22 protein-coding genes, 2 pseudogenes and 1 other annotated feature are annotated in these 25,406 nt (G+C 41.9%); of the genes and pseudogenes, 16 read left to right on the forward strand and 8 right to left on the reverse strand.

Annotated elements, in window-relative coordinates; all coding sequences use genetic code 11:
• Positions 1 to 235 precede the first annotated feature (235 nt).
• From FZF09_RS19000 to mgtE, 3 genes and pseudogenes are all read left to right on the forward strand, one after another.
• Entirely contained in the window at positions 236 to 373 is a 138-nt protein-coding gene (locus tag FZF09_RS19000; protein WP_158738171.1) for a hypothetical protein, read from the forward strand.
• Between the two features lie 102 nt (positions 374 to 475).
• Positions 476 to 1,852 (forward strand): annotated as a pseudogene (locus FZF09_RS19005) (Na+/H+ antiporter NhaC family protein); the annotation flags it as partial.
• Between the two features lie 444 nt (positions 1,853 to 2,296).
• Positions 2,297 to 3,652 (forward strand): magnesium transporter, encoded by a 1,356-nt coding sequence (gene mgtE / locus FZF09_RS19010; protein WP_158738173.1) that lies wholly within the window; start codon positions 2,297 to 2,299, stop codon positions 3,650 to 3,652.
• Between the two features lie 174 nt (positions 3,653 to 3,826).
• Here the strand turns inward: mgtE and FZF09_RS19015 are convergent, their stop codons facing one another.
• Positions 3,827 to 4,630, reverse strand: a complete 804-nt coding sequence (locus FZF09_RS19015) for a TIGR00266 family protein (RefSeq protein WP_158738174.1) — start codon at positions 4,628 to 4,630, stop codon at positions 3,827 to 3,829.
• 188 nt (positions 4,631 to 4,818) lie between these two features.
• Between FZF09_RS19015 and FZF09_RS23475 the strand changes: the two are divergent.
• From FZF09_RS23475 to FZF09_RS19045, 7 genes and pseudogenes are all read left to right on the forward strand, one after another.
• Positions 4,819 to 5,610: pseudogene (locus FZF09_RS23475) on the forward strand (N-acetylmuramoyl-L-alanine amidase); the annotation flags it as partial.
• Entirely contained in the window at positions 5,605 to 6,174 is a 570-nt protein-coding gene (locus FZF09_RS23480; RefSeq protein WP_483296085.1) for a glucosaminidase domain-containing protein, read from the forward strand. The pseudogene FZF09_RS23475 and the gene FZF09_RS23480, both read left to right, overlap by 6 nt.
• Before the next feature lie 65 nt (positions 6,175 to 6,239).
• Positions 6,240 to 6,386 carry a hypothetical protein gene (locus FZF09_RS19025; RefSeq protein WP_158738175.1) on the forward strand — a complete coding sequence of 49 codons (147 nt, stop codon included), beginning with the start codon at positions 6,240 to 6,242 and terminating at the stop codon, positions 6,384 to 6,386.
• A 254-nt stretch (positions 6,387 to 6,640) separates the two neighbouring features.
• Positions 6,641 to 6,895 (forward strand): heterocycloanthracin/sonorensin family bacteriocin, encoded by a 255-nt coding sequence (locus tag FZF09_RS19030; protein WP_370514509.1) that lies wholly within the window; start codon positions 6,641 to 6,643, stop codon positions 6,893 to 6,895.
• A 205-nt stretch (positions 6,896 to 7,100) separates the two neighbouring features.
• Positions 7,101 to 9,050 carry a putative thiazole-containing bacteriocin maturation protein gene (locus tag FZF09_RS19035; RefSeq protein ID WP_158738177.1) on the forward strand — a complete coding sequence of 650 codons (1,950 nt, stop codon included), beginning with the start codon at positions 7,101 to 7,103 and terminating at the stop codon, positions 9,048 to 9,050.
• Complete coding sequence (locus FZF09_RS19040; protein WP_158738178.1) at positions 9,047 to 10,984, forward strand: TOMM precursor leader peptide-binding protein; 1,938 nt, start codon at positions 9,047 to 9,049, stop codon at positions 10,982 to 10,984. The genes FZF09_RS19035 and FZF09_RS19040 overlap by 4 nt, the downstream gene beginning before the upstream one ends.
• Before the next feature lie 22 nt (positions 10,985 to 11,006).
• Positions 11,007 to 12,572, forward strand: a complete 1,566-nt coding sequence (locus FZF09_RS19045; RefSeq protein ID WP_158738179.1) for a SagB family peptide dehydrogenase — start codon at positions 11,007 to 11,009, stop codon at positions 12,570 to 12,572.
• Between the two features lie 207 nt (positions 12,573 to 12,779).
• On the opposite strand, the gene FZF09_RS19050 is transcribed toward FZF09_RS19045, so the two are convergent.
• Complete coding sequence (locus FZF09_RS19050) at positions 12,780 to 12,965, reverse strand: DUF3243 family protein (RefSeq protein ID WP_158738180.1); 186 nt, start codon at positions 12,963 to 12,965, stop codon at positions 12,780 to 12,782.
• Positions 12,966 to 13,128: 163 nt separating this feature from the next.
• On the opposite strand from FZF09_RS19050, the gene FZF09_RS19055 reads away from it, so the two are divergent.
• On the forward strand, positions 13,129 to 13,347 hold the full coding sequence (locus tag FZF09_RS19055; RefSeq protein WP_158738181.1) for a hypothetical protein: 219 nt from the start codon (positions 13,129 to 13,131) through the stop codon (positions 13,345 to 13,347).
• A 28-nt stretch (positions 13,348 to 13,375) separates the two neighbouring features.
• Complete coding sequence (locus FZF09_RS19060) at positions 13,376 to 13,570, forward strand: hypothetical protein (RefSeq protein ID WP_158738182.1); 195 nt, start codon at positions 13,376 to 13,378, stop codon at positions 13,568 to 13,570.
• 387 nt (positions 13,571 to 13,957) lie between these two features.
• Here the strand turns inward: FZF09_RS19060 and FZF09_RS19065 are convergent, their stop codons facing one another.
• Together FZF09_RS19065 and FZF09_RS19070 are read right to left on the reverse strand one after the other, a co-directional pair.
• A complete protein-coding gene (locus FZF09_RS19065) occupies positions 13,958 to 15,196 on the reverse strand; it encodes an MFS transporter (RefSeq protein WP_370514511.1) in 1,239 nt (412 codons plus the stop codon).
• A gap of 191 nt (positions 15,197 to 15,387) precedes the next feature.
• A complete protein-coding gene (locus FZF09_RS19070; protein WP_158738183.1) occupies positions 15,388 to 15,537 on the reverse strand; it encodes a YfhE family protein in 150 nt (49 codons plus the stop codon).
• Between the two features lie 161 nt (positions 15,538 to 15,698).
• Here FZF09_RS19070 and FZF09_RS19075 point away from each other — a divergent pair, with 161 nt between their 5' ends.
• Positions 15,699 to 16,370 (forward strand): TraR/DksA C4-type zinc finger protein, encoded by a 672-nt coding sequence (locus FZF09_RS19075; RefSeq protein ID WP_158738184.1) that lies wholly within the window; start codon positions 15,699 to 15,701, stop codon positions 16,368 to 16,370.
• 101 nt (positions 16,371 to 16,471) lie between these two features.
• Here FZF09_RS19075 and FZF09_RS19080 read toward each other — a convergent pair whose 3' ends face one another.
• Together FZF09_RS19080 and FZF09_RS19085 are read right to left on the reverse strand one after the other, a co-directional pair.
• Positions 16,472 to 18,025 (reverse strand): BCCT family transporter, encoded by a 1,554-nt coding sequence (locus FZF09_RS19080; RefSeq protein ID WP_158738185.1) that lies wholly within the window; start codon positions 18,023 to 18,025, stop codon positions 16,472 to 16,474.
• Positions 18,026 to 18,136: 111 nt separating this feature from the next.
• Positions 18,137 to 19,096 (reverse strand): MBL fold metallo-hydrolase, encoded by a 960-nt coding sequence (locus tag FZF09_RS19085; protein WP_158738186.1) that lies wholly within the window; start codon positions 19,094 to 19,096, stop codon positions 18,137 to 18,139.
• Between the two features lie 472 nt (positions 19,097 to 19,568).
• Here FZF09_RS19085 and FZF09_RS22685 point away from each other — a divergent pair, with 472 nt between their 5' ends.
• Together FZF09_RS22685 and FZF09_RS19095 are read left to right on the forward strand one after the other, a co-directional pair.
• A complete protein-coding gene (locus tag FZF09_RS22685; protein ID WP_199256827.1) occupies positions 19,569 to 21,791 on the forward strand; it encodes a hypothetical protein in 2,223 nt (740 codons plus the stop codon).
• A 26-nt stretch (positions 21,792 to 21,817) separates the two neighbouring features.
• Positions 21,818 to 22,162: a hypothetical protein gene (locus tag FZF09_RS19095; protein ID WP_158738187.1), complete on the forward strand. Its 345-nt coding sequence runs from the start codon at positions 21,818 to 21,820 to the stop codon at positions 22,160 to 22,162.
• Between the two features lie 46 nt (positions 22,163 to 22,208).
• Here the strand turns inward: FZF09_RS19095 and FZF09_RS19100 are convergent, their stop codons facing one another.
• Together FZF09_RS19100 and FZF09_RS19105 are read right to left on the reverse strand one after the other, a co-directional pair.
• On the reverse strand, positions 22,209 to 23,297 hold the full coding sequence (locus FZF09_RS19100; RefSeq protein WP_158738188.1) for a PRK06851 family protein: 1,089 nt from the start codon (positions 23,295 to 23,297) through the stop codon (positions 22,209 to 22,211).
• 96 nt (positions 23,298 to 23,393) lie between these two features.
• Positions 23,394 to 24,368 (reverse strand): cation diffusion facilitator family transporter, encoded by a 975-nt coding sequence (locus FZF09_RS19105; RefSeq protein ID WP_158738189.1) that lies wholly within the window; start codon positions 24,366 to 24,368, stop codon positions 23,394 to 23,396.
• A gap of 185 nt (positions 24,369 to 24,553) precedes the next feature.
• Positions 24,554 to 24,788 (forward strand) — a binding site (T-box leader).
• A 94-nt stretch (positions 24,789 to 24,882) separates the two neighbouring features.
• On the opposite strand from FZF09_RS19105, the gene FZF09_RS19110 reads away from it, so the two are divergent.
• Positions 24,883 to 25,095, forward strand: a complete 213-nt coding sequence (locus FZF09_RS19110; RefSeq protein WP_158738190.1) for a hypothetical protein — start codon at positions 24,883 to 24,885, stop codon at positions 25,093 to 25,095.
• Positions 25,096 to 25,406: the final 311 nt, after the last annotated feature.

Raw genomic sequence — 25,406 nt, forward strand, 5'->3', positions numbered from 1 at the left:
GGTCTCAGCGGCAAATTGAGCTTTTCTAAGCAGCAGGAAGAAAGTGATGATTGAAATGTAAGCGAGAACCCTTCATAATAGAAAATTGGGTTTTTTAACTTTTTTATACTGTTAGGAAAGCAAAAATTTTTATTGGTAAACAGTATAAGTGAAACTTCGGCTTTGGCCATAAGGACTCGTTGATAAGCCGAGTTTTTCTAAAAAGGTAAGAAATTATAAATATTTGGCGTTTTACATGTCTAGCTCCAGCGCCTACTCGTTCGAGATTCCTTCGGTTCATCAATGGAAAGCAAAGATCAGCTTTCCATATGTCGACCCTCCAGGACTTGTCGCTCGTGAGCAAGGCGCTTGCGCTTTTCTAATGCAAAATTGATTGGAAATGAAGGTGAAACATATGGCGGACAATTCAGAAATTGGGAATAAAATTACCTCATTGCATTTCCGGTTCGGACCATTCGGAGCGGCTTTACCACTTGTCTTTTTTGTGGCCTGGGCTGTGACGATCAGTGTATTACAGATATCTTCTGAAATCGGTTTAGTAATGGGAGCGATGATTGGATTAACTATCGGCTTGCTTCTTTGTAAAAGCCGATGGGAACATTATGCACAAGGACTATTTGAAGGTTTGTCGCAACCTGTAGGGGTTGTAGCTATTATAGCCTGGTTTTATGCAGGTATGTTTTCTCAAGTTCTCCAGCTGGGCGGATTAGTAGAAGGTCTTGTTTGGATAGGTATAGCAACAGGCGTTACCGGAGGCCTATTTGTTGCGCTTACATTTATTCTAGCTGCTGTATTTTCTACTGCCGTTGGAACAGGATACGGTACTACGGTTGCTTTTTGTACGTTAATGTTTCCGGCAGGAGTAGCAACAGGAGCTGATCCTGTAATGCTTTTTGGAGCGATTTTAGCAGGAGCAGTGTTTGGTGATAATTTAGCTCCTGTCTCGGATACGACCATTGTTTCAGCTACCACACAAAATGCAGATGTGCCAGGAGTTGTACGGAGCCGTTTTAAGTATTCGATTGCAGCAGCTGTTCCTTCTGTTCTGTTATTTGCTGTTTTTGGAGGAAGTTCAGCTCCGCTTGGAGAACAAGGATCCCTTTCTACTATTATGAATTCAACCGATCCAATCGGTTTAATTATGCTGCTGCCTTTTGTTTTAGTCCTTATTTTAGCGTTAAGTGGTCATCATCTATTAACTTCTTTAACCTGGGGAATTATTTCTTCGATTCCGTTAATTCTGTTATTAAACTTAGGAACATTAAGCGATATTATTCATTTTGATGCTTCATCCGATGATATTATACAAGGCGCGCTTATGGAAGGGATTAAAGGATATGTGAATATGGCTGTGTTAATATTATTAATTGTAGCAGCTGCTCATCTTATGCATTTAGGAGGAACCATGCAGGCGATCACAAATGCCGTTATTAAATGGGTTCGTTCCTCGATGCGGCGGGCAGAATCAGCGATGTGGGGAATTGTGGCGCTTTTAAATAGTGCCATTACGATTAATACGGCAGCCGAAATTGCTGCTGCCCCGTTTGTCAGAGCCATAGGAGAAAAATATCGTATTCACAGATATAGAAGAGCGAATATGCTCGACGCTGTCACTTCTGCTTTAGGTTATATCTTCCCATGGGGAGCACCTGTTTTACTAGGCTGGTCCACCATTCGGAGCATGCAAGAGACGTATAACTGGCTTCCGATTGTGCAGCCAAGCGAAGTATTCCCATTTGTCTTTCACGGCTGGTTTTTAGCTCTCATTATGCTTATTGCTGCATTGACCAGCTGGGGATTACGATATGAAGGCAAAAAAGGAGAAGCTTTGAAGGAAAGACCTAAAGAATAAAAATTTAGTAGTTACTAGAGCCGTCCTCATTGTCAGGGCGGTTTTTTTCTGTCTATAAAATGGCAGATAACTGTTCTATATTATTTGGTGTATGTCTAGCTTCAGTATCCAGCCGTGCGAGCAGACACGATAAAAAGGAGCTTTTGCTAAGACGCGTACTTCCTGTTGTAGCTCCCTGTACATCTATGATTGCGTTTTTAGTAGTAGCAGTTCTTTTATATCTTAGCTGAACTTCCTCTTTCAGGAGCTTTCACTTTTGTTCCACTGAAAGGACGTCGTTAAAATGTTGAGGAAATCAGTATAAGTGCAACTAGGCAATCTCCTGCACCTAAAGGCTTGGCGCTAGCCAGTTTTCTTTCGTACAAAGGGGTTTGTATCATAGAGCATTGAGGAATAATAAAGATATTCGAGAATGAACGGTGTGAAAGGAGGTCACATGATAAAATGATGCAACATTCGATAGTTCAAATGAAAAAGCAAGTAAGGAATTGGTTAAAGGAGCATGATGATCGTGCTTTTCGAGAAACGTTTTTAGATTGGCACGCAAATGATCAGATGCAAGTTATCCGTGAACTAGAAAAACAAGAACGCCGCCTTCTTTATGAGTGGCTGACACCAGCGGAGTTTTCCGATATATTTCAAGAAATGGATTATGAAGACCAATTTTTCACAGTAAAAGAAATAAGTGAAAATGATGCAGCTGAAATGTTAAATGAAGTAAGTGCAGACGACGCAGCTGCATTTTTTGATAAAATTCCAATAGAAGAACGAAAAGAGTCCCTGCTTAAAATGATGGACCCGACCGAAGCAGCAAAGGTACGAGAAATTTTGTCCTATCCCCGCGAAACAGCAGGGGCCATCATGACGAAGGAGTATTTAGAAATTTTTGCCGACCAAACTGTTGGGAATGTCATGACATTTCTTAGAAAAACGGGTCAGGAAGTAGAAACGATTTATTATTTGTATGTAGTAAATGAAGAAGGGAGTCTTGTTGGAGTAGTATCGCTTCGTGATGTGATAGTAAATAACGAAAATACCAATATACGAGATATTATGAGCACACGAGTAGTTTCTGTAGAGGATGACCTTGACCAGGAAGAAGTTGCTAGAATGATAAAAACATACGATCTTCTAGCAGTACCGGTTGTTAACAAGCAAAAAGATCTAGTGGGTATTGTGACAGTAGATGACGTAATGGATGTACTAGAAGACGAAATGACAGAAGATATTGGTGAGATTTCAGCTTCAAAAGGGTCAACGGATACGAATTTGACTGCTTTTCAAGCGGCGAAAAAAAGAGCTCCCTGGATTGTGCTTCTCATGTTTCTTGGTCTGATAACCGCAAATGTCATAGGGCAATATGAAGAAACCTTAGAGGCGGTTGTCTTGTTATCTGTGTTTATTCCATTAATTATGGATTCGGCTGGTAATACAGGAACGCAGTCATTGGCTGTCGTTGTACGCAGCTTAGCAACAGGTTCATTTGAAAGAAAAGGAATTTCGCAAATGTTAAAGCGTGAACTTGGCACAGGTGTGCTGATGGGACTAACATGTGCACTGGTACTTATTATAACGGTTAGCATTATATATGACAGTCCCATGCTTGCAGGTATTGTTGCTGTTTCTATCTTCCTCACTTTAAGTGTTGCTGCCTTCATTGGAGCGGTACTTCCGCTTATTATTAATAAACTTCATATTGACCCAGCTGTAGCATCCGGACCGTTTATTACTACGCTCAATGACATTATTGGACTATTCATTTACTTCACCATTGCTACCTCATTCATTCAGTATCTTTAAAAAGAACAGCTGCTAAAAAGATAGCAGGCTGTTCTTCATCATTTCTAATAGTCATGCGAAATGACAATTATTCTTGAAATTATCTAGTTTTTCTAAGTAGTGATACGCTAAACTTTATTGTTCAAACGGAAACAGTATCAACTGTATGGCTATATAATACTTCTCCATCATCAACTATCTTCTGTCCCCGCCAAAAATATTATTAAACAAACTACCGGCAAGACTGCCCTCTCCTTTAGATCCTCCTTCTTGCGGCATAGCAGCAAACACACGGCTTGCCAGACGGCTGAATGGAAGGGTTTGAATCCAAACAGTTCCTGGTCCGCGCAAGGTAACGAAAAAGACTCCTTCTCCGCCAAATAGTGCGGTTTTCACACCGCCAACAAACTCTACATCGTAATCCACCTCTCCTGTCATTGCAGCGAGACAACCTGTGTCAACACGCAATGTTTCACCAGGTTCCAGTTCCTTTTTATGAATGGTGCCGCCAGCGTGGATAAATGCCATTCCGTCCCCTTCGAGCTTTTGCATAATAAAGCCTTCCCCGCCGAAAAAACCAGTACCCATTTTCCGCTGAAATTCAACTCCAATAGAAACACCTTTTGCGGCTGCAAGGAACGCGTCTTTCTGACATATTAATTTCCCATTTATTTCACTTAAATCCATAGGAATAATTTTTCCAGGATAAGGGGAAGCAAAGGAGACGCGTTTTTTACCGCTCCCTTCGTTTGTGAAAGTGGTCATGAAGAGGCTTTCTCCTGTAACGACTCGTTTTCCAGCACCAATTAGTTTTCCGACGATGCCTCCATCACTAGATGAACTAGAGCCATCTCCAAAGATTGTTTCCATTTTAATATTATCTTCCATCATCATCAAACCGCCTGCTTCTGCAATACAGGTTTCATCGGGATCCAATTCCACTTCTACAAACTGCATGTCATCTCCGTATAACGTATAATCGATTTCGTGATTATTCATAATTAAATCATCCTTTTGTAGTGAAATAATAATTAACGGGTTTTTCATGTTGTATAGTAAAAATATACCATACATGAATAGTTATAAACGGAATTTTTTGAAAAAACATGCTGGGTTTAGATGGATTAGTATGTTTGTCCACACATCAAACCATTTGGTCCATATGATAAATGAGGAAGGGAGGGTTTATGATGAAGCTGTATTTAGACCCGGGACATGGAGGAAGCGACACAGGAGCTAGTGGGAATGGATTACTAGAAAAAGCTGTAAATTTGGATATTGCATTAAGAATAAGAAATATTTTGTTAAACGAATACCAAAATGTTGAAGTAAGAATGAGTAGAAGAACGGATACAACCGTAAGTTTAACCCAGCGAACCAATGATGCTAATCAATGGAATGCTGATTATTTTTTATCTATTCATTGTAATGCATATAATGGTCAGGCAAGAGGCTATGAAGATTATATCCACAATAGTTTATCTGATTCTTCTCAAACGGCTCGATTAAGAGAAATTATGCATAAGCATATTACCTCTGTTAATCGTTTATCAACCCGGGGTAAGAAAAAAGCTAATTTTCATGTCCTAAGAGAAACAAGAATGCCGGCATTACTAACAGAAAATGGATTTATTGATAACAGCAGCGATGCGGCAATCATGAGAGAATCATCATGGCGGCAGGCGGTTGCACGCGGACATGTTAATGGATTAGAAGAGGCCTTTAATCTTCAGCAAAAACAAGATTATGGAACATTATATAAAGTAATAGCGGGATCTTTTGAAAATAGAGAACATGCTGATAATCGTGCGGCATTATTAAATGATAATGGAATAGAAGCATTTGTTGTATTAACGACAATTTCCGATAAAATATGGTACCGGGTTCAAGCTGGATCGTTTAAATATAGAGATAATGCAGAAACACGTGTAGAACGGATAAGGCAGCTGGGGATTGAGGACGCTTTTATTACTATCGATCAAGATCAAACAAATGAAGACAATCAAGACGTGGATGAAGAAAATTATTCTATTTTAGGTGATACGATTCTTTCCCCACAACTTTTAAATCAATTTGCAAAATCTATTCATTCAGGTGCACCTGAATTGGGATACTACTATTTGAAATATGGAGAATATTACGGCATAAGAGGAGACGTTGCTTTCGCTCAAGCATTACATGAAACCGATTTTTTCCGTTTTACTGGGGTTGTAAAGCCTGAACAAAATAATTTTTGCGGATTAGGAGCTACGGATCGCGATAATCCCGGAGCAAGTTTTGATACTCCAGAGGAAGGGGTGCTTGCTCATATCCAACACTTGTATGCGTATAGTTCCTCATCTGCTCTGCCAGATAAATATCCCTTAGTAGATCCGAGATTTCAACTAGTAGAAAGAGGTTCAGCCACGACCTGGGTTGGATTAAATGGAAAGTGGGCAGTTCCTGGAGACAGGTACGGCCAAATGATCTTAAACTTATATGAAAGAAATGTAAAAGCCAGCCAGAAAACATTAGAAGATTTACTTGAAGAAATTAAAGCATAATGGGTTAAACGGAGCTGTTCATTCAGAGGACGGCTCTTTTTTTAACGGTAAGAAATTATAAATAGTTGGCGTTTTACCTGTCTAGCGCAAGCGCCTACTCGCTCGAGATTCCTTCGGTTCGTCAATGGAAAGCAAAGATCAGCTTTCCATATGCCGCCCCTCCAGGACTTGTCGCTCGTGAGCAAGGCGCTTGCGCTTTTCTTATTGTCTAGGACAATCCTTTTCATTCTTTTGCTAATGAGCGGTTTCAACTTTATCCGTTTTTGTCCAGTTTTCTATCTGCATTCCTTAAATAATTTTCAACGTAAATAAGCACTTATTTTAAATGGTCTATTTGAATCAGTAACAATACCCAATTATCCTTCATACTTTGTTGAAGGAGAGGAAACGAAAGAAGGGTATTTGTTTAGCTCCTCTTTCATATTGCAAGCACACATTTTTTATTACATTTATGGAGGTTATGAAAATGGATGAATTTCAAAACGAACTGCAAAATTTGAATGTAGGTGATTTCCAGGCGAATGAAGCAGTTCCTTGGGATCAAAATCAGCACTATATTGATCAGGCTCGGCAATGCGGTGGTTTTAGCTGCTTTTTTTGCTTCTTTTGCTTTAACTGTTTTCGGTGCGCTAACTGCTTTAGATGCTCGAATTGTTTTAGATGCGGAGGACGTTGCGGAGGAAGATGCGGCGGTCGCTGTGGAGGACGCTGCAGCGGTTAACTATTCACGAAGATCGTGCGAAAAAGATAGGAGTTGTCCATCACCGGGCAGCTCCATCTTTAGGTGGTATAAAATAACAAGCTGAAAGAGACCGATCGATTTCTCATTAAGATAACGACATATAAGACAAATCTCGATACATAAGATGATAAGAGAGCAATATCAGTCAGAGTGGTAACCAGCCTTACGGGTAAGGAGGAGCGACATGACAAAGTTGACCCCGTCTATGCGTCTGAAAGTAAAAAATGACACCTTTTTCCTCCCTGAGTCAAACAGTGGAGGTGTGTATTTTCGGAACAACGAAAGCTCGTTTCGAATGGAAGGCAGTATGATCGATCAGTGGGTGGAAAAGCTGCTGCCAATGTTTAACGGAGAGCATACGTTGGGGGAGATGACGAACCGATTGCCAATTTCCCACCGTAATCGGGTGTTTGAGATTGCAGAAGTATTATATCAAAACGGATTTGTTCGAGATGTCAGTAAAGATCGTCCGCACCAGTTAAAGGAGCAAATTGTTAAAACATATGCTTCCCAAATAGAATTTTTGAATAGTTTCGGCGATTCGGGAGCATATCGTTTTCAACTTTATCGGCAAACAAAAGTACTGGCAGTTGGAACTGGCGCATTTATTGTTTCGCTGGTTTCTGCTTTAATCGAATCGGGCCTTCCTAAGATTCATATGTTCATAACCGATCCGGTACAGACAAATAAACAGCGGTTGAAGGAACTTGTGGAACATGCCCGTCAAAGAGATCCTGAGGTAGAAATAGAAGAAGTCCCGCTGCCAAAGGAGGGGGAGAGCGCTTGGCAGGAGATTATTAAACCGTATCATGCCATTCTTTATGTTGCTCAAGGTGAAATAGAACAACTGCAAAAGCTGCATAAGGCTTGCAGGGAAGAAAAAAAAGTGTTCTTGCCAGCAGTGTGTTTCCAACAGGCGGGAATGGCAGGACCGCTTGTCCATCCAGATTCTAACGGATGCTGGGAGTCAGCATGGCGCTCTTTACACCAATATATTCTTTCTAAAGAGACCGCCTCCTCGTCCACAGCACTGGCTATGCTGGCGAATGTGATTGTGTTTGAATGGTTTAAAATGGCTGCAGACTTGACGGAATCAGAACAGAAAAACCAATTCTTTCTGCTTGATTTAGAGACGTTAGAAGGAAATTGGCACATGTTCAGCCCTCATCCCCTCGTTTCCGGACGTACAGAGGTAAAATGGGTTCAAGATTTTGAGCATCGAAAACAGAATGTAAGCAAAACCAGTTCAAATGAATTGCTTCTGTATTTTAACGAGCTGACCTCAAAGGAATCAGGAATTTTTCATATATGGGAAGAGGGGAGCTTAAAACAATTGCCATTGGCTCAATGCCGTGTTCAGGCAATGGATCCTTTATCGGAAGGACCAGCTGAACGATTGCCTGAAATTGTTTGTACAGGTCTTACACATACGGAGGTACGAAAAGAAGCAGGCCTCACCGGGGTGGAAATGTATGGGGCACGAATAGCTGACCGGCTCGCTGTGAGTCTGCCTCCCAATCCTGCATTAAAAGGCAGTCTGAATGAAACTAATCTATTTGTTGGTGTTGGAGCAGGAGAAACATTTTCTGAAGGAGTATGCCGTGGATTAAATAAATGTTTGGTTGATGAATGGAAAAGACAGGTTGACCAAAAGTATGTGGTCTCACCAGTACAGTTGCGTACAGTGGAAGACAAACGATGCCAGTTTTATTTGCAGGCACTGACAACGATAGAAGGAGATCCCTTGATAGGGGTGGGAAAGAACATACATGGATTTCCTGTTGTGTGGGTTGGTACGAACACCAGCTGGTACGCAAGCCCAGGATTGAGTATAACCATGGCGCTGCGGCATGCGTTACAAGGGGCGCTCTTAAAGGCGCAAAACAAAGAAGACTGCCAGGCAGACCAAGTATTAGAGGTTTCATTTTCATCAGTTAGGCTCGATGAGATACGGCCAGAACCTATAAAAATTACAGAAGAAAATAGATCTTCAGACATGCTGCACTCCTCTAAACAAGTGCTAGAACAAAACCATATGCGCTTTTTGGTTTTCGAACTAGAACTAGAACCATTTTTAAAAACACCACTTGCGGGCGTATTTGGTGTGCTGCTTAGAGAGGAGGAATCCCGGTGAGTACTTACGTAGCTATAGTCGGTGAAGGAATATTAAAAGACTTTGTATCGGAAAAACTGTCCACTCTATACCAGGTATCCCATCACAATGACTTTGAACATGGAGTGCCAGAAGGTGCTGATTTGGTGCTGGTAGTACATGATGCCTGGAAACCAATTATTCATAAAAAGGCAGAAGAAGTGTTGCAGCCGGCGGGAATCCCTTGGCTGAGAGGGTTTATTTCGTTTGGGGAAGGTGTGGTTGGTCCGCTGATTCAGCCGGGAACGCAAGGGTGCTCTCAATGTGCGAATATGCGGCGTCTCATGGCAGGACGCGATCGTAAAGAGATGCTCGGGTTGGAAGAAAAGCTAAAGAACAATAAAGGATTGATAAGGGATGCGTGGGCATCACGCACGGGGGTATTGCAGTTAGCTCACCTACTTGAGACAGAGGCAAAAAAGGCGCTTTCTGGTGCCATTTCCAAACAGCAGATTTTTCTAATGAACTTGAAAACACTAAAAAGCTCACGACATTCTTATCTTCCTGACCCAATGTGTTCCGTTTGCAGTGAATTACCTGAAGATTCATCAACTAGAGCGCAAATATCCCTTCAACCGAGTCCAAAGGTAAGTGCAGACAGTTATCGCTGCCGTTCAATGGACGAATTGAAAAAAGTTCTTGCTAAAGACTATCTCGATTCCCGGACAGGATTTTTAAACGAGAAAATGTATGATCTTGTGCCGCCGTTTGCCGATGTTAATGTTAATCTGCCATTGATTATGGGAGATGAGGGAGTAGCAGGACGGACACATTCATATGCTGAAAGTGAATTAACTGCTATTTTAGAAGGATTGGAGCGGTATTGTGGTCTTGCCCCCCATGGGAAACGGACAGTCATTCACGATAGTTACCAAAATGTTAAAGACCAAGCTCTTCATCCTATGGATGTAGGGGTGCATGAAAAGGAACAGTATACCAAACCTGGCTTCCCATTCAAACCTTTTGATCCTGAGCGCTCTATCCATTGGGTATGGGGCTATTCGTTTTTACAAGAGCGTCCAACACTCGTTCCAGAATTGCTCGCCTACTATAGTTTAGGCTGCGGAGATGGATTTGTCTATGAAACGTCAAACGGATGTGCATTAGGAGGAAGTTTGGAAGAGGCTGTCTTTTACGGCATTATGGAAGTGTTAGAGCGTGATGCGTTTTTGATGACTTGGTATGCGCAGCTGCCTCTTCCACGCATTGATCCTTACTCTGCTGACGATCAGGAACTGGCGTTAATGATCGACCGTGTGCGAGCGGCTGCGGGATATGATCTGTATTTCTTTAATTCCACGATGGAGCACGGTATTCCAAGTGTTTTTGCGATGGCTAAAAATCGAAAGAAAAAGGGATTAAATATCATTTGTGCTGCTGGAGCTCATTTAGATCCGTTACGGGCTGTGAAAAGCTCGATTCATGAGTTAGCTGGCATGATGCTGACGCTTGACGACAAGCTTGAGGAAAATAAGAAGGAGCTTTTACGAATGTTAAAGGATTCTTCCCTCGTTCAGCAGATGGATGATCATGGTCTGCTCTATGGATTGCCAGAAGCAGAGGAGCGGCTGAAGTTTTTGCTTGACGATAATCGTCCATTACGAACGTTTGATGAAGAGTTCAAACGGCCGCCTGGGCATGACGATCTAACTGATGATTTAGAGGAAATTCTTCAAGCATTTCGCCAGTTGAACCTCGAAGTCATTGTAGTAGACCAGACAACACCAGAAATTGCAAGGAACGGATTGTATTGTGTGAAAGTTCTAATTCCAGGGATGCTGCCGATGACATTCGGTCAACATCTAACTCGCATTACAGGACTGAAGAGGGTGTTGACGGTACCTATGGAGCTAGGGTATACAAAACAGCCCCTGACATTTGACCAGCTTAATCCATATCCTCATCCATTTCCATAATCAGGGGCTAGGAGGCAGGAGGATGAACTTAAAAACATTTCTACACAATCTGCATTTTGACATTAACAAGATAAGCCCGCCGGACTGGGAAGTGGATTGGGAGGATGCCCCGCTTACGTATAAACTCTATCGAGGATTGCCTAGTGTTCCGTTTTCTCTTGAAGTACCCTTAGCTCTTGAGGAACAAAAAACTCCGGTGAACCCTGTTTTTCACCATATCGGTGATTTACTCTGGTATGTGTTTGGTCTTACGGAAATGTGTCAGTCCGTGTCCAGCTTGGATTCCGCCGAACAAACAGCGGATCTCATCCAGTCGTACCGGCGCTTTGTTCCTTCCGGCGGCGGCTTGTATCCAAATGAATTGTACATCTATTTGAAAATAAAAGATTTGCCAGAGGGGGTGTATCATTATGATGTGGCGCACCACCGCCTGGTCTTGTTGAGAAAAGGCAATTTCGATTCCTATATATCAAAGGCACTTGGCAGCCGATGTGACGTGACTGCCTGTTTTGGTACGGTGTTTGTGTCTACTCTGTTTTGGAAAAATTTCTTTAAATACAATAACTTTGCCTACCGGCTGCAAGGGCTCGATGCCGGGGTAGTGATTGAACAGCTGCGTGAAGCAGCAAATCGGTTTGGATTCTCCTCGAAAGTGTATTTTCAATTTCTCGATCGCGCTCTTAACCATCTTCTCGGATTACCTGAACAAGAGGAAAGCGTGTATGCTGTTATCCCTCTGTCGTTAAATCCTATCAACCGATTTACTAAAGAAAAGGACATCACCTCTAAAGAACTTTGCATGCAATTGAAAGAAAAGACGTTTGATCACTACGTCCGCTCCCAAAGGGTGAAAGAACATACGTTGTTAACGAAGATAAATGAAGCATCCATGCTGGAAACTTCTAGCTCGTTTCAAGAGATTACGGCGCAAGAGAGAAGTAGTGTGGAGGGGCAAGTAATAACTCTGCCTCAGACAGAACGATTGTCGTATGATTTCGCGTCGGCCTGCCGTAAACGGTATTCACCTAATATGGATTTTGTTTTGGAAAAGGTAAGCCAATCACAGCTGGCTCTTCTGCTGCATGAGGCGGCAGCTTCTTTCACCTATCAAAACGATTTGGATAAAAGTCCTGCAAAGCTGGGATCCCGCGTATCGTTGTATGGATGTTTTTATAATGTCAGTGGTATTCCAGACGGTGCTTATTATTATGACAGCACCAATCATGCGTTATGCCAGATTAACCCTGGAGATCATCGGCACAGCCTGCAGTATGGAATGTCACTCGACAATGTGAACCTATTTCAAGTTCCGCTATGCTTGCATATTGCAGGCGACAAAGATCATTTAATAAACGAACTCGGATACAGAGGATACCGTATCCAACAAATGGAAGCAGGCATGCTCGTACAGCGATTGCTGTTAACAGCTGCAGCCATAGGAATGGGTGGACACCCTATTCTCGGGTTTGATGCGGGCATGTGTGATGAGATTTACAAGCTTGATAAACAGGAAAAAACAACTCTTATACAAATCCCGATTGGTCCTTATCGGCCGCGGCCGTGGTTGAGGGGGAGTTTATTTCATTAATGGTAGCTTTTGCAGTCCTCGTACAATTTGAGGTGTCGATAAACTTTTCGGATATTAGTAAAAATTTTGCCTGAATTGAAAGTAAATATGGTGCGTTACTAACCTAGGAAGAGCAATCGCTGTCTTAAAAGACTTTTGAGACAGCTTCTTCCATCAATCATTAGTTCGATCTGCAAGTTTAACTAAAGGTGAGCTAAGTGGTCCCGTTCATCTTTTATTAGCAACGTTCCACGTCTCATTTAGCAGCTGCTCTTCACGATTTCGGGGTTCTTTATGATTTGCTAAATAATCGGCGATCCGTTTTGCATTTTTAGTAAGGGCATCTTCGCCCATGTCTAACTTTTCACCTAATTTATCTTCTGAAAAATCACGAAACGCTGTGAAATTTTTCATTTTCTCTTCACTTCATTCTTTTCTTTCTCTTCCGGTTTATTTATGTTTTCCATATTTATTTAGTAGAGGATCACCTTTCTTTTCGCAATGTTAAATTTCCTACGTAATAAAGAGTGGATGTAAAGGTCATCCTATTAAAAACACTTCTTGAGGAGGAGTTACTATGAAATTCGATGTGTCTCTTGTATCTCGAATGAGTGATGAGATCGAGGAATCCGGAAAAAGAATAAGGGAAATCGTTAATTCACCGGAAGAACTTAAAACAGAAGTACAGAGGCTTGAGAGTAATATTCATTCATTAAAGGAATTAACAGAGGCAGATAATGGAGCTGGAGCAAACGCGAATGCGATGCAAACATATCCGGATCAAAATCAGAGTTAATAAATACAACCCCCACCTGTATGAATAAGTGGGGGGCTTTTATATCTGTCTAGGAGATTTTGCAGATGACTATTTCCATATCATTTTAGCTAGCGCAAGCGCCTACTCGCTCGAGCTTCCTTCGGTTCGTCAATGGAAAGCAAAGATCAGCTTTCCTTATGCCACCCCTCCAGGACTTGTCGCTCGTGAGCAAGGCGCTTGCGCTTTTCTTAAAAAGTATTAAATTATAAATAGTTGGCGTTTTTAATGTCTAGCTTCAGCGCCCAGCCGCTCAGGCGCACACGATAAAGAGGAACTTTTACTAAAACCGCGAACGTCCTGTCGCAACGCAAAAGTCAACACCTCCAGTGCAAGCCCGTTCAGCGTTGGCACAGGACTTCCTTCCACACGATGTGGTGACTTCTACGTTGCACACTCGTCGCCAAAAACGCCACGTCCTGGGGCATTGGCGACATCCTATGCGTCGACGTGTGCGATTTTAGGAGAAGTTCATTAAAATGAACTGAACGTCTGATGCCTTCCCTTTCGACTCCGGACCGCAGGCGACCCTGCGCGAAAGCTCCAGAACCTGTCGCGGCTGACCAGGGCGCTTGCGCTTTTCTTATTCATTTTATCCTTCCGCAGAGGAAGCGGAGACAGGTAATTTCTTGGATTGGGTTTTATAAACATAGTATAAAAGAAAGGCAGCAAAAGACAAAACAATGCCTGAAATGTACGGCAGGCCAATGGAGATAGAAAAAAACCAGCCTCCTAAGGGAGGTCCGATAATTCTTCCAAGTGAATCGAACGACGATAAAAATCCTGCAGCATTTCCGTAGCCTGTTGTTGCTGTTTTTGTAATGAGTGCAGAAACACTTGGACGGATAACACCATTTCCAATCCCGAAAATACTTAAAAAGACGGCAGCCGTAGCAAAATTGTTTACAAGTAAAATAAGCGCAAATCCTAGAGCAGAAGTAACGATTCCAATTTGGATGACAAACCCTTCTCCAAATTGCTTCGTCAGCTTCCCAACTAATCCTCCCTGTACAAGTGCGCCGCAAAAACCCATGATCATGAATATGTAACCTAACTCGATCGTTCCCAATCCTGCTTTTTCAGCAGCAAAATAAGCAAACGTTGCTTCTAAACCGGACAGGGATAAAGAAACAAATAATTGTAAGAAATACAAGATAGAAATAGGGCTGTTCCAAGCTTTTCGAAATGGTGTTTTTTCAGCCCGTATCCTTTCTTCTTCATTGCCTAACGATTCTTTTAGGATAAACAGCACGAGAAAAAATGTAAGGAGAGAGGAAGCTCCAGCTATATAAAAAGGCAGTGCTAAGCTCGTTTCTGAAAAAATACCGCCGATGGCTGGACCAAAAACAAACCCTAGACCAACAGCAGCTCCAATGATCCCCATGCCTTTACCACGGTCTTCTTCACTTGTAATATCGGCAGCATAAGCCATGACAGTCGGCATATTAGCCGATGAAAGAAAGCCTCCAATTATCCTGGCAGCAAAAAGCATCCACAGCTCTGTAGCTGCACCCATGAAAAAAAATGAAAAAGCCAGGCCCAAGATGCCAAGCATCATGACAGGCTTGCGGCCGATCCGATCAGAAATCCGCCCCCACATCGGCGCAAACATAAGCTGCATGAAAGAATAGACAGCCATTAATAATCCTAATTGGGCTGGTGAGGCACCGAGCTCTTCGGCATAAAAGGGCAGAACAGGAATAATAATCCCAAATCCTACCATAACAAGAAACATAACGGAAAATAATATCGGCAACGCTTTTTTTGTATGCAAAAGGTGTTCACTCCGTTCAATATTATATGTAGCAGACAATCTAATGTCTGTTTCGATAAGTTTAGTTTTTCTATCAAATACAAGTGTATAAAATAAAACAATAAAAAGCGATGTAAATAATATATCATATTGGAAAATTCAGCTTTATGTAAAGAAGCTGAAAAAATAAAAGCTTATCTATAACAGTACAAAAAAGTGTCCCTAATGAAAAGCAATATTAGGGACACTTTCGATAGCAGGGGATGATATTAATCGTTTTTCTCATTTGTATCGTGTGCTTCGTCTTGGTAAGCTTCATCGGCCTCTTTATAATCACCAGGGTAAATAACTTCTTGTGTACTGCTTAAGCCATTGTTTTTATCTGTCATCTGTTTGTGAGGTGGTTTTTTTTCGTCCATCCAAATTCTCCTTCCTTTAAGATGTTGATTGTATCTTTCCCACCGATACGGACAATTAAACGTTTGGGATTGTCCATATATGTTTAATACAAAGTATTATTGTGAATGAGCATAATAACGGCTTCTAAGGGCTGAAAAAGAAATGTAATGGAGGGATCCTAATGCTTACAACGGAGCAGAAAAATAAGCAAAAAAATATATTGTTAAACAAAAAAGAAGCAATTCAGGATCAACTGGCTAGCGGAATAAACGAAACAGAACCATCTGCCAGACCCGAAGGAACAGGAGAATTATCTCATAATAGTAATCATCCCGGAGATGAGGCTACGGAAATGTTTGAAAGAGAGAAGGATATTGCTTTTAATAATCATTCCAGACAGCAGTTAGAGGATGTAGAAGCAGCTTTAAAAGCCATGGAAGAAGGCACTTATGGAAGGTGTGAGGTGTGCAAAGAAGCAATTTCGATGGAGCGTTTAGAAATTGTACCAGAAACAAGAAGATGTCTAAAACATGCTCATGAACAAAAACCCTTGGACAATAGAGCGGTTGAAGAGGATGTGATTCCATCATCTGTTATAAACAATGACAATAAAGAAGAAGTGATTTTTGACAGAGAGGATGCATGGGAAGCAGCGAGCGATCATGGGACCTCCCAATCTCCATCGGACAATTTAGAAGATAAAGGCTACAACAATGCTGAAGGAAATTCAAAAGCTCCTAAAGACACACCGGTGGCGGATTTAGAAGGATATGATACCGGACAAACATCTGATCAGAAAGAATACGGAGAGGGGAACAGAAATTCCTTTGATAGGAAGAATCCTGACGAATAAAAGTGTGAAATAGAGACGTAACTGCCCTACGTTTCAGCAGTTCGCATACTCCTAACAATAAAAAAACACTGGCTGCAGTTGTCACAGCCAGTGTTCATCTCTTAAGTCGGGTTTACTTGTTCGTTAATATTTTCGTCCCCTTTTCTCTTTTTTCGTTTCCGTCGTTCCTTTCGAGGGTCCGGTCTTGGCTCTGTTCGAAATGCTTTTATAATAGAAAAGGACATTGCTGCCAGCACAATGGCAAGAGGGAAGGCACTTACAATAATGGTTGTTTGGATAGCTTCTAGTCCCCCTGAAGCCATTAAAACGATAGCTGCTGCAGCAAGAATGATTCCCCAGCTGAACTTCACCATATTTGGAGGTTCTACCCCTTTTTTAGTGGTTTGCATGCCTAATACATAGGTAGCAGAATCTGCCGATGTGATAAAAAAAGTACTGATAAGAAACAAGGTGATAATGGATAATAGCCAGCTTAAAGGCATTTGTTCGAATACATAGAACAGGGCCGTCTCTAAACCTTGTTCCGATACGGGAAGTCCCAAATTGTACTCAAAAAAGATGCCCGTTCCTCCGAACACACAAAACCAGATGGAACAAACGACAGTTGGAACAATTAATACTGCAATCATAAATTCTCTGACTGTTCTCCCTTTTGAAACTCTGGCAATAAAGGTACCTACAAATGGAGCCCAGGAAATCCACCATGCCCAGTAAAAAATGGTCCAGCTTTGAAACCAGGCAGCATCTTCGGTATTAAATGGTGCTAAACGAAGCCCCATCTGCGGCAGGTTTTGCAGATAAGATCCAAACGTAGTCGTAAACAAATTTAATAAGAATACGGTAGGGCCTAGTACAAAAAAGAGTACAAAAAGAATAACAGCCAGCCCCATATTGGCGTTGCTCAAGTATTTAATTCCCTTTTTAATTCCCGTCCCAGCACTAAACATAAACAGGACCGTAACAATAGCTATGATGAGAAATTGAATAGAAAAGGTATTAGGTATGCCAGTTAAATAACTGAGACCTCCGTTAATTTGAGCAGCTCCTAAACCAAGAGAAGCACATACTCCAAAAACGGTGGCAAAAATCGCAACAACATCAATAACCTCACCGGTTTTCCCTTTCACTTTATCTCCAAGCAATGGTCGAAGCGTTGCGCTCATTAAACCAGGGTACCCTTTACGAAATTTAAAATAAGCTAAACCAAGGGCAATGGTGGCGTAGATAGCCCATGCATGAAAACCCCAGTGAAGATAAGTGTAACGGAGACTTAAAACAGCCGCATCATCTGTACCTCCCCCTTCTAACAAGGGAGGATTAGCAAAGTGGGAAATCGGTTCGGATACTCCGAAAAATAATAACCCTATCCCCATCCCTGCGCTAAACAACATGGCAATCCAAGTAGAACGTTTAAATTCAGGCTTGTCTTCATCTTTTCCAAGTTTAATTTTTCCGTACCGGCTGAATATTAAATATAAGGCAAACAGCAAGAAGAAAGTAGCTGCAATTTGATAAAACCATCCGAAATTTTCCATGAAAAAGGTGAGTGCAGCATTCATAACATTCTCAAGGTTAGTAGGTAAGAAAACACCCCATAGAACAAAAATAATAGCTAGTGCGATGGAAACCCAAAAGACCCTGGTTACTTTGTCCATTCGATACGCCCCCTTTTTACGTTAGTGTCTGAAGAAGGGGATGTATTTATGTAAGGCGTTCAAAAGAAAATATGTACCGGGTTGTTCCCTGGGTTATGTTAGATGTAATGTTTAAACGAAAGAAAACTCCCAAATGCCATTTATTCGTTCTTTTTGGATACGTTCAGCCGATTCTAAGTAATCTAAATGGCCAATAATTTCTGACATAACAAGGGCAAACTGTTGATCATATTTCTTTTTGTAAAAGGTCTTCGCCAAGTCATTTGCGGTTGTGTATCCTTTGCCAATCAAGTGATAAAGTTTGTTCGCTTTGTTCTCTATCGCTTCTAATCGTTTTTTTATTAATATCTGATGGTCTTTTATAAAGAAACCATGACCTGGGAAGACAAGCTCTGCTTCTAATAAGGCTGCTTTTTTTAATGATTCTATATGATCTAGCAAAGGAGTTGTTCGCCTTCCATTTATATTAGGTTCGATAAGGGCATTGCTGGATATATGGTTAATCAGGAGATCACCAGCAAAAAGCCATTTCTCGTTTTCATCATAAAAAGCAACTTGATCGTCAGCATGACCTGGCATTTCTATGATCTTGAAATTACAGAAAGCTGTTAGGAAAGGAAGAATGTCTGTTTGAATGGTTTGATTTTTATTTTTATGAAGAGCTTTTTTTAAATAGGTAATCTGTTTTTGCCCCCGTTCTCCGCATCCTGCCTCTTGGTATAACACTTCAAAAAAATCTATTCTCCTCTTCAAATAATTTTCATCTCTCTTTAAACGAGGAATAGATCGTTCGTGAGCATAAACAGGGACAGAGTGTCTGGAAGTAATTTTATTAACTAAACCGACATGGTCGATATGGTGATGGGTTAGCACAATTTGGTCAATATCATAGAGTGAAAAATTATTTTCATTTAACGTCTCTAGCAACCCATTCCAACACGTTTCATTGTCCATACCAGCATCGATTAACGTGAGAGAATCTTCGTTTTGATATAAAAAGAAATTGAAGCTTTTTAGACTATTTTCTACAGGCACTTTGATGGGATATACCGCACTGCTTCCATATTTCAAAGTTAATCACTACTTTCTTTTGGTTCTATTAAAACTAATTTTACCAAATTTTTGAATAATAGGCTTATCTCATGGAAAAGCCGTTTTATTTAGTCTCTTTTTTTGTTACTAGAGGAATTTCCGCTAATCGTAAGAGGTACGGCCCCACAACAAATCGTACGAACCTTACTATAATGAAAATACCTCGAGCAAAAAGGAGGGACTAGAATGAGTGATAATAGACTAAAAATAGCGAAAAGAAAACGGGAAAGGTTAGTAAAGCAATTAAATAAGTTAAAAAGAAAAATTGCAGAAGAAGAATCTAAGTCAAATAAAAGCTAAACAAAAAAAGCAAGTTTTATTTGTAAAGCATTTATTTTTATTTATTCTTTAAAATACTGCTTTTTAAAACTAGAAAAATTATTTCCCGTAACATTGGAACCCTTTTGACACATGGCTAATTTAACAACTAAGAATGGGGGAGAGAAACTAAATGGCAGAAAACAGTAATTCAAGGCTTAGTAGATTAAAATTGAGAAAAGATAAATTACTTTCAAAAATAGAAGAGTTAGAAAACCTTATAAATTATTTAGAAAATAGTGAACTATCTGGAGGTGGTTATTCCGGCTTACTAAACGTTGAAGCAAATGCAGAAGCGGAAGCGGAGTCAGAATCCGAATCAGAAGCAGAGGCTGAGGCGGAAGCGGAATCCGAATCAGAAGCAGAGGCTGAGGCGGAAGCGGAATCCGAATCGGAAGCAGAGGCTGAGGCGGAAGCGGAATCCGAATCGGAAGCAGAGGCTGAGGCGGAAGCGGAATCCGAATCGGAAGCAGAGGCTGAGGCGGAAGCGGAATCCGAATCAGAAGCAGAGGCTGAGGCGGAAGCGGAATCCGAATCAGAAGCAGAGGCTGAGGCGGAAGCGGAATCCGAATCGGAAGCAGAGGCTGAGGCGGAAGCGGAATCAGAATCGGAAGCAGAGGCTGAGGCGGAAGCGGAATCCGAATCGGAAGCAGAGGCTGAGGCGGAAGCGGAATCCGAATCGGAAGCAGAGGCTGAGGCGGAAGCGGAATCCGAATCGGAAGCAGAGGCCGAGGCGGAGGCAGAAGCAGAGGCGGAGTCAGAATCTGAAGCAGAAGCAGAGGCGGAGTCAGAATCCGAATCGGAAGCAGAGGCCGAGGCGGAAGCAGAATCAGTAGCGTTCGCAGAATCTGAATCAGAGGCGGAAGCAGAAGCAGAGGCAGAAGCAGAAGCAGAGGCAGAAGCGGAGGCAGAAGCAGAGGCAGAGGCAGAAGCGGAGGCAGAAGCAGAGGCAGAAGCAGAGGCAGAAGCAGAGGCAGAAGCAGAGGCAGAAGCAGAGGCAGAAGCAGAGGCAGAAGCAGAAGCAGAGGCAGAAGCAGAGGCAGAAGCAGAGGCAGAAGCAGAAGCAGAGGCAGAAGCGGAGGCAGAAGCAGAAGCGGAGGCAGAAGCAGAAGCGGAGGCAGAAGCGGAGGCAGAAGCAGAAGCAGAGGCCGAGGCGGAAGCAGAAGCAGAGGCAGAAGCGGAGGCAGAAGCAGAGGCAGAAGCAGAAGCAGAAGCAGAAGCGGAAGCAGAGGCCGAGGCGGAAGCGGAAGCAGAAGCAGAAGCGGAAGCGGAAGCAGAGGCCGAGGCGGAAGCAGAAGCAGAAGCAGAGGCAGAAGCAGAAGCGGAGGCAGAAGCAGAGGCAGAGGCAGAAGCAGAGGCAGAAGCAGAGGCAGAAGCGGAAGCAGAGGCCGAGGCGGAAGCAGAAGCAGAAGCGGAAGCAGAGGCAGAAGCGGAGGCAGAAGCAGAAGCAGAAGCGGAGGCAGAAGCAGAAGCGGAGGCAGAAGCGGAGGCAGAAGCAGAAGCGGAAGCAGAGGCCGAGGCGGAAGCAGAAGCAGAAGCGGAAGCAGAAGCGGAAGCAGAAGCAGAAGCAGAAGCAGAAGCAGAGGCAGAAGCGGAAGCAGAGGCAGAAGCAGAAGCAGAGGCAGAAGCAGAGGCCGAGGCGGAAGCAGAAGCAGAAGCAGAAGCAGAGGCGGAAGCAGAAGCGGAAGCAGAGGCGGAAGCAGAAGCAGAAGCGGAAGCAGAAGCAGAAGCGGAAGCAGAGGCCGAGGCGGAAGCAGAAGCAGAAGCGGAAGCAGAAGCAGAAGCAGAAGCGGAAGCAGAGGCAGAAGCAGAGGCCGAGGCAGAAGCAGAAGCGGAAGCAGAGGCCGAGGCGGAAGCAGAAGCAGAAGCAGAAGCAGAAGCGGAAGCAGAAGCAGAAGCGGAAGCAGAAGCAGAAGCAGAAGCGGAAGCAGAAGCAGAAGCGGAAGCGGAGGCCGAAGCAGAAGCAGAAGCGGAAGCAGAAGCAGAGGCAGAAGCGGAGGCAGAAGCGGAGGCAGAAGCGGAAGCAGAGGCAGAAGCGGAAGCCGAAGCTGACTCAGAGTCAGAATCTGAATCCTCTACTAGTTTTGACAATAACACTATTACCGCAGATGCAGGCGGAAACACGCTGAGAACAGGAGACAATACTCTTGTCAATGTCTACGATGGAGGGACTCAACCGATAGCTATGGCAATAGCTACGCTCGTTATGTTAGAAGCTCTGCAAGGCGGCGAAAATGGAACAAATACCGACGCTCTCATCTCAAAGCTAACAAATACACTAAATGTAATGTCACAAGACGAAGATGTTAAACGTAAAGCTATAATGGATGCTATTAATTCTCTTAAAAAAGACTAAATTTTTAAATAAATGGAGGAGATCGTATGGCAAAAAAGAATGTATCGCGCTGTTCGATACCGGTTCGAAACGGTAAAAATGAATTATACGTTAAAATAAAAAACAACACAGCAGCGCAAAAAGCCCGCAAACTTGCAATGAAAGCTTATGACAAAGACTCAGCAGAAAAAGAATCATTACCCATTTATTTAAACGATAAGCTAATAAAATCAGATATTTTGAAATTTGGAGAAGATAAAGTGTATAAAATCGATGTGTCCAATGTCAGCAGAAAAGTAGTTTTTGAAGCTACTCAATTTAGTGGAGGAAAAGGGCTTTCTGTTTCTTCTAAAAACAGGGGGGCCATAAACGCAGAGATAGGAATAAAATAACGAACTATGACGCCAAAAGATTTAATTTCTTTTGGCGTCAACATTTTTAGTCTAGTACGCTTGCCTGCCGTTGTACTTTCCCATTCATTGTATAAAAAATTTCCTCAGTGATTGAACTATCCATTGCATCCATATAAATTTGATCTAATTCTTCTTTATTTCGTTTAGCTTTCTTTAAAAAAGTACCTCCTTTTTTCATATAGGATTTATACTTTTTCGTTAATTTACTTATTTCTTCTTTGTATTTTTCGTCTGTACCAGAAGTGACGATTTTGTCATAAAGATCAATAATTTCGTCCCCTTCCTTTTCGGGAAAATATTCATGAGGATCAGTACTATCAAAAATACAAAAATCTAACTCTCTTACAATCACCATATCTAAACTTTCTGGATCAAACCCGCAATGATATATTTCTACATCAAAGCCAAGTTCTTCAGCGGCAGCCGCAATTTTTTTAAGCAGAGTAGATTTTCCAGTTCCTGCTCTTCCTTTAATAAAGTACCTTTTATCAAGATTATCAGTTAAGTTAGGTATATAATCAATAACTCCATTTGGCGTGGAAGCTCCAAAAAATCGATGCTTTATTTGAGAAGTTTTGCCTGTATGTGGTGTATTATTAAATAAATGGTTTATTAGTTCGTTAGCGACTTTATCTGCTTTAAGAAAATCCATATTATTAATATAAATCTCCTCTAGATCATCGTGAATGAATAAGCCCGTTTTAAACGATTGACGAGCTGATTGGAGTGCTCTATTTATTCGTTGATGATAGTTCAAGATAGACGTTTTCTTTTCTTCAAGCGCCTCTGTTTTAAGCGATTTATTTACGTTTATTTCAATTGATGCAGTCTCGTTTTCGAGTGTGCCGCAAGTACTATCATAAACACCAGTTTTTAATTCTGGAAGAATAATTCCATCTATTAAATCATTGTTAGAAGAACAGTGAATCCATTCCACGTCATACCCTTTACTTTTCCATTCTGCTGCTAGTTTTTTCATCCCAGCTGTTTTTACAAAGTTTGATGATCCTGTCAGTTTCAAAATGAGATCCAATTCTTGAAAATTCGTAGAATACAATGGATAAAAACCTTTAGCTGTGTGGTCCCCAGCAAAATAGTGCTTATCTCTTTCCATTATGAAACACTCCCTAAAGCAGTTTCCGTTTTTACCTTTACTGTAAAATATGCAAACGGTGCTTATAGGTGAGTAACTAAATTGCTGGGCAGTAGATCATTCTGGTTGAGGTTCGTCATCTATTGTCCAGTTTTGCTGCTCGTCCGTTTCGATGACCCCTAACGTTACATCATCAATGTCAGGATCTTCTAAAATCGATTCACGTACACGTAATTTTATATCATCTGCTTCATCGAGAGTAAGGCCTTTTGTTAATTCAATATAACTTTCTACATGGTATTGCCTTCCTTCTTGAAGGATTCTCATTGCCTTGATATCTACTACATCGTTATCATTTAAAATAATATCGGCAATTCGGTCTGTTACCTTTTTTGGAGCGGCAACACCGATTAAACCGATCGTGTTGTCATAACCAAGTTTTAAAGCAATAACAATTAGAAGCAGCCCAATCAGCATCGTACCAACACCGTCTAAGAAATATAGTCCTGTATAATTAGCTAACACCACAAAGACCAAGGCCAAAATAGCACCAAAAGTAGCAATAATGTCTTCATAAAATACAAGTCGTGTCGGAGGAGCTGCATATTGAATATTTTTAAAAGCTTCCGGCGCAATTTGAAGTCCTTTTGCGCTGGAATGTGATTCTCTTACTACTTCCTTCATTGCTTTAATTAAAACGAAACCATCAATAATAATCGCTATAGATAAGACAATGACGTTCATCCAAAAATTTGAAGAAGCTTTAGGATCCTGGATTATTTCCCATCCCTTTAAAATAGTTTCATACGCCATAATAGAAACGACAATCACTGCTACCAAGACAAATAGGTTAACAACACGTCCAAAGCCTGCTGGAAACCGTTTCGTTGGTTCTTTTTCAGCAAGGGCGCTTCCAAAAAAAACAAATCCCTGGTTTGTCGCATCTGCTAACGAATGCATGGTTGTAGCAAACATAGCCCCGCTGCCGCTTATGGCAGCAGCAATACCTTTTGTAATTGTTAAACCAGTATTTCCAAGAGCTGCAATACCCGATGATTTATTACCACGTTTTAAAAAATCAATAATTGCCATAACGTTTCACCCTCAAATTGATAATAGTACTTTTAATATGAGCTAAAAAATTAGATGCCATGCTCAATGACCGACAGATTAAAAAAATCCGATTTCAGGCTCAACTCGAAAAAGGATATAATGGGTGCTGAGAGACCGCCTTGACGAAAAAAAGATAGATGTATAAAATATGACTATATATATCAAGAAAAGCGAAAACAGGGAGGAGTACTTTCATTTCCGCCTGTCCAGAGAGAAAAATCCACGGCTGCGAGATTTTTCAGGTTAAATGGAAGGAATGTCGCCCTCGAGCAGCTTCCTTGAATGAAGTAGGGGAAGACGGAAGATCCGTTATCCAATTAAGTGCATGCAAGAAACGTATGTTTTATGTTAATTCTGCGTGAATAAAGGTGGTACCGCGATCCTCTCTTCGTCCTTTAAAGATGAAGAGAGGTTTTTTGTATTTAAAAAGAAGCTTTTCCCATCTTTGAAGAAGTGCTGAAGCAAAAGAGAAGATCCAAATCAAGAGGTAGAAGTGCTGAACCAAAGAGAAGAAGCGCTGAACCAGGAGAAAAGAGCACTGGACCAAAAGAGAAGGTCCGAATTCAGAGGAGGAAGCGCCGAATCAAGGAGAAGAAGCGCTGAACTAAAGAGGAGAAGAGCGGAACCAGAAGAGAAGAGCGCTGAATCAAAAGAGAAGAGCGCTGAATCAAAAGAGAAGGACCGAATTCAGAGGAGGAAGCGCTGAACCAAAGAGGAGAAGCGCTGAATCAGGAGAAAAGAGCGCTGGACCAAAAGAGAAGGACCGAATTCAGAGGAGGAAGCGCCGAAACAAGGAGAAGAAGCGCTGAACTAAAGAGGAGAAGAGCTGAACCAGAAGAGAAGAGCGCTGGATCCAAAGAGAAGAGCCGAATTCAGAGGAGGAAGCGCCGAAACAAGGAGAAGAAGCGCTGAACTAAAGAGGAGAAGAGCTGAACCAAAAGAGAAGAGCGCTGGATCCAAAGAGAAGGTCCGAATTCAGAGGAGGAAGCGCTGAACCAAGCAACAGAAGTGCTGAAC

The organism is Alteribacillus sp. YIM 98480, from assembly GCF_009765375.1.
Lineage (GTDB): Bacteria > Bacillota > Bacilli > Bacillales > Marinococcaceae > Alteribacillus.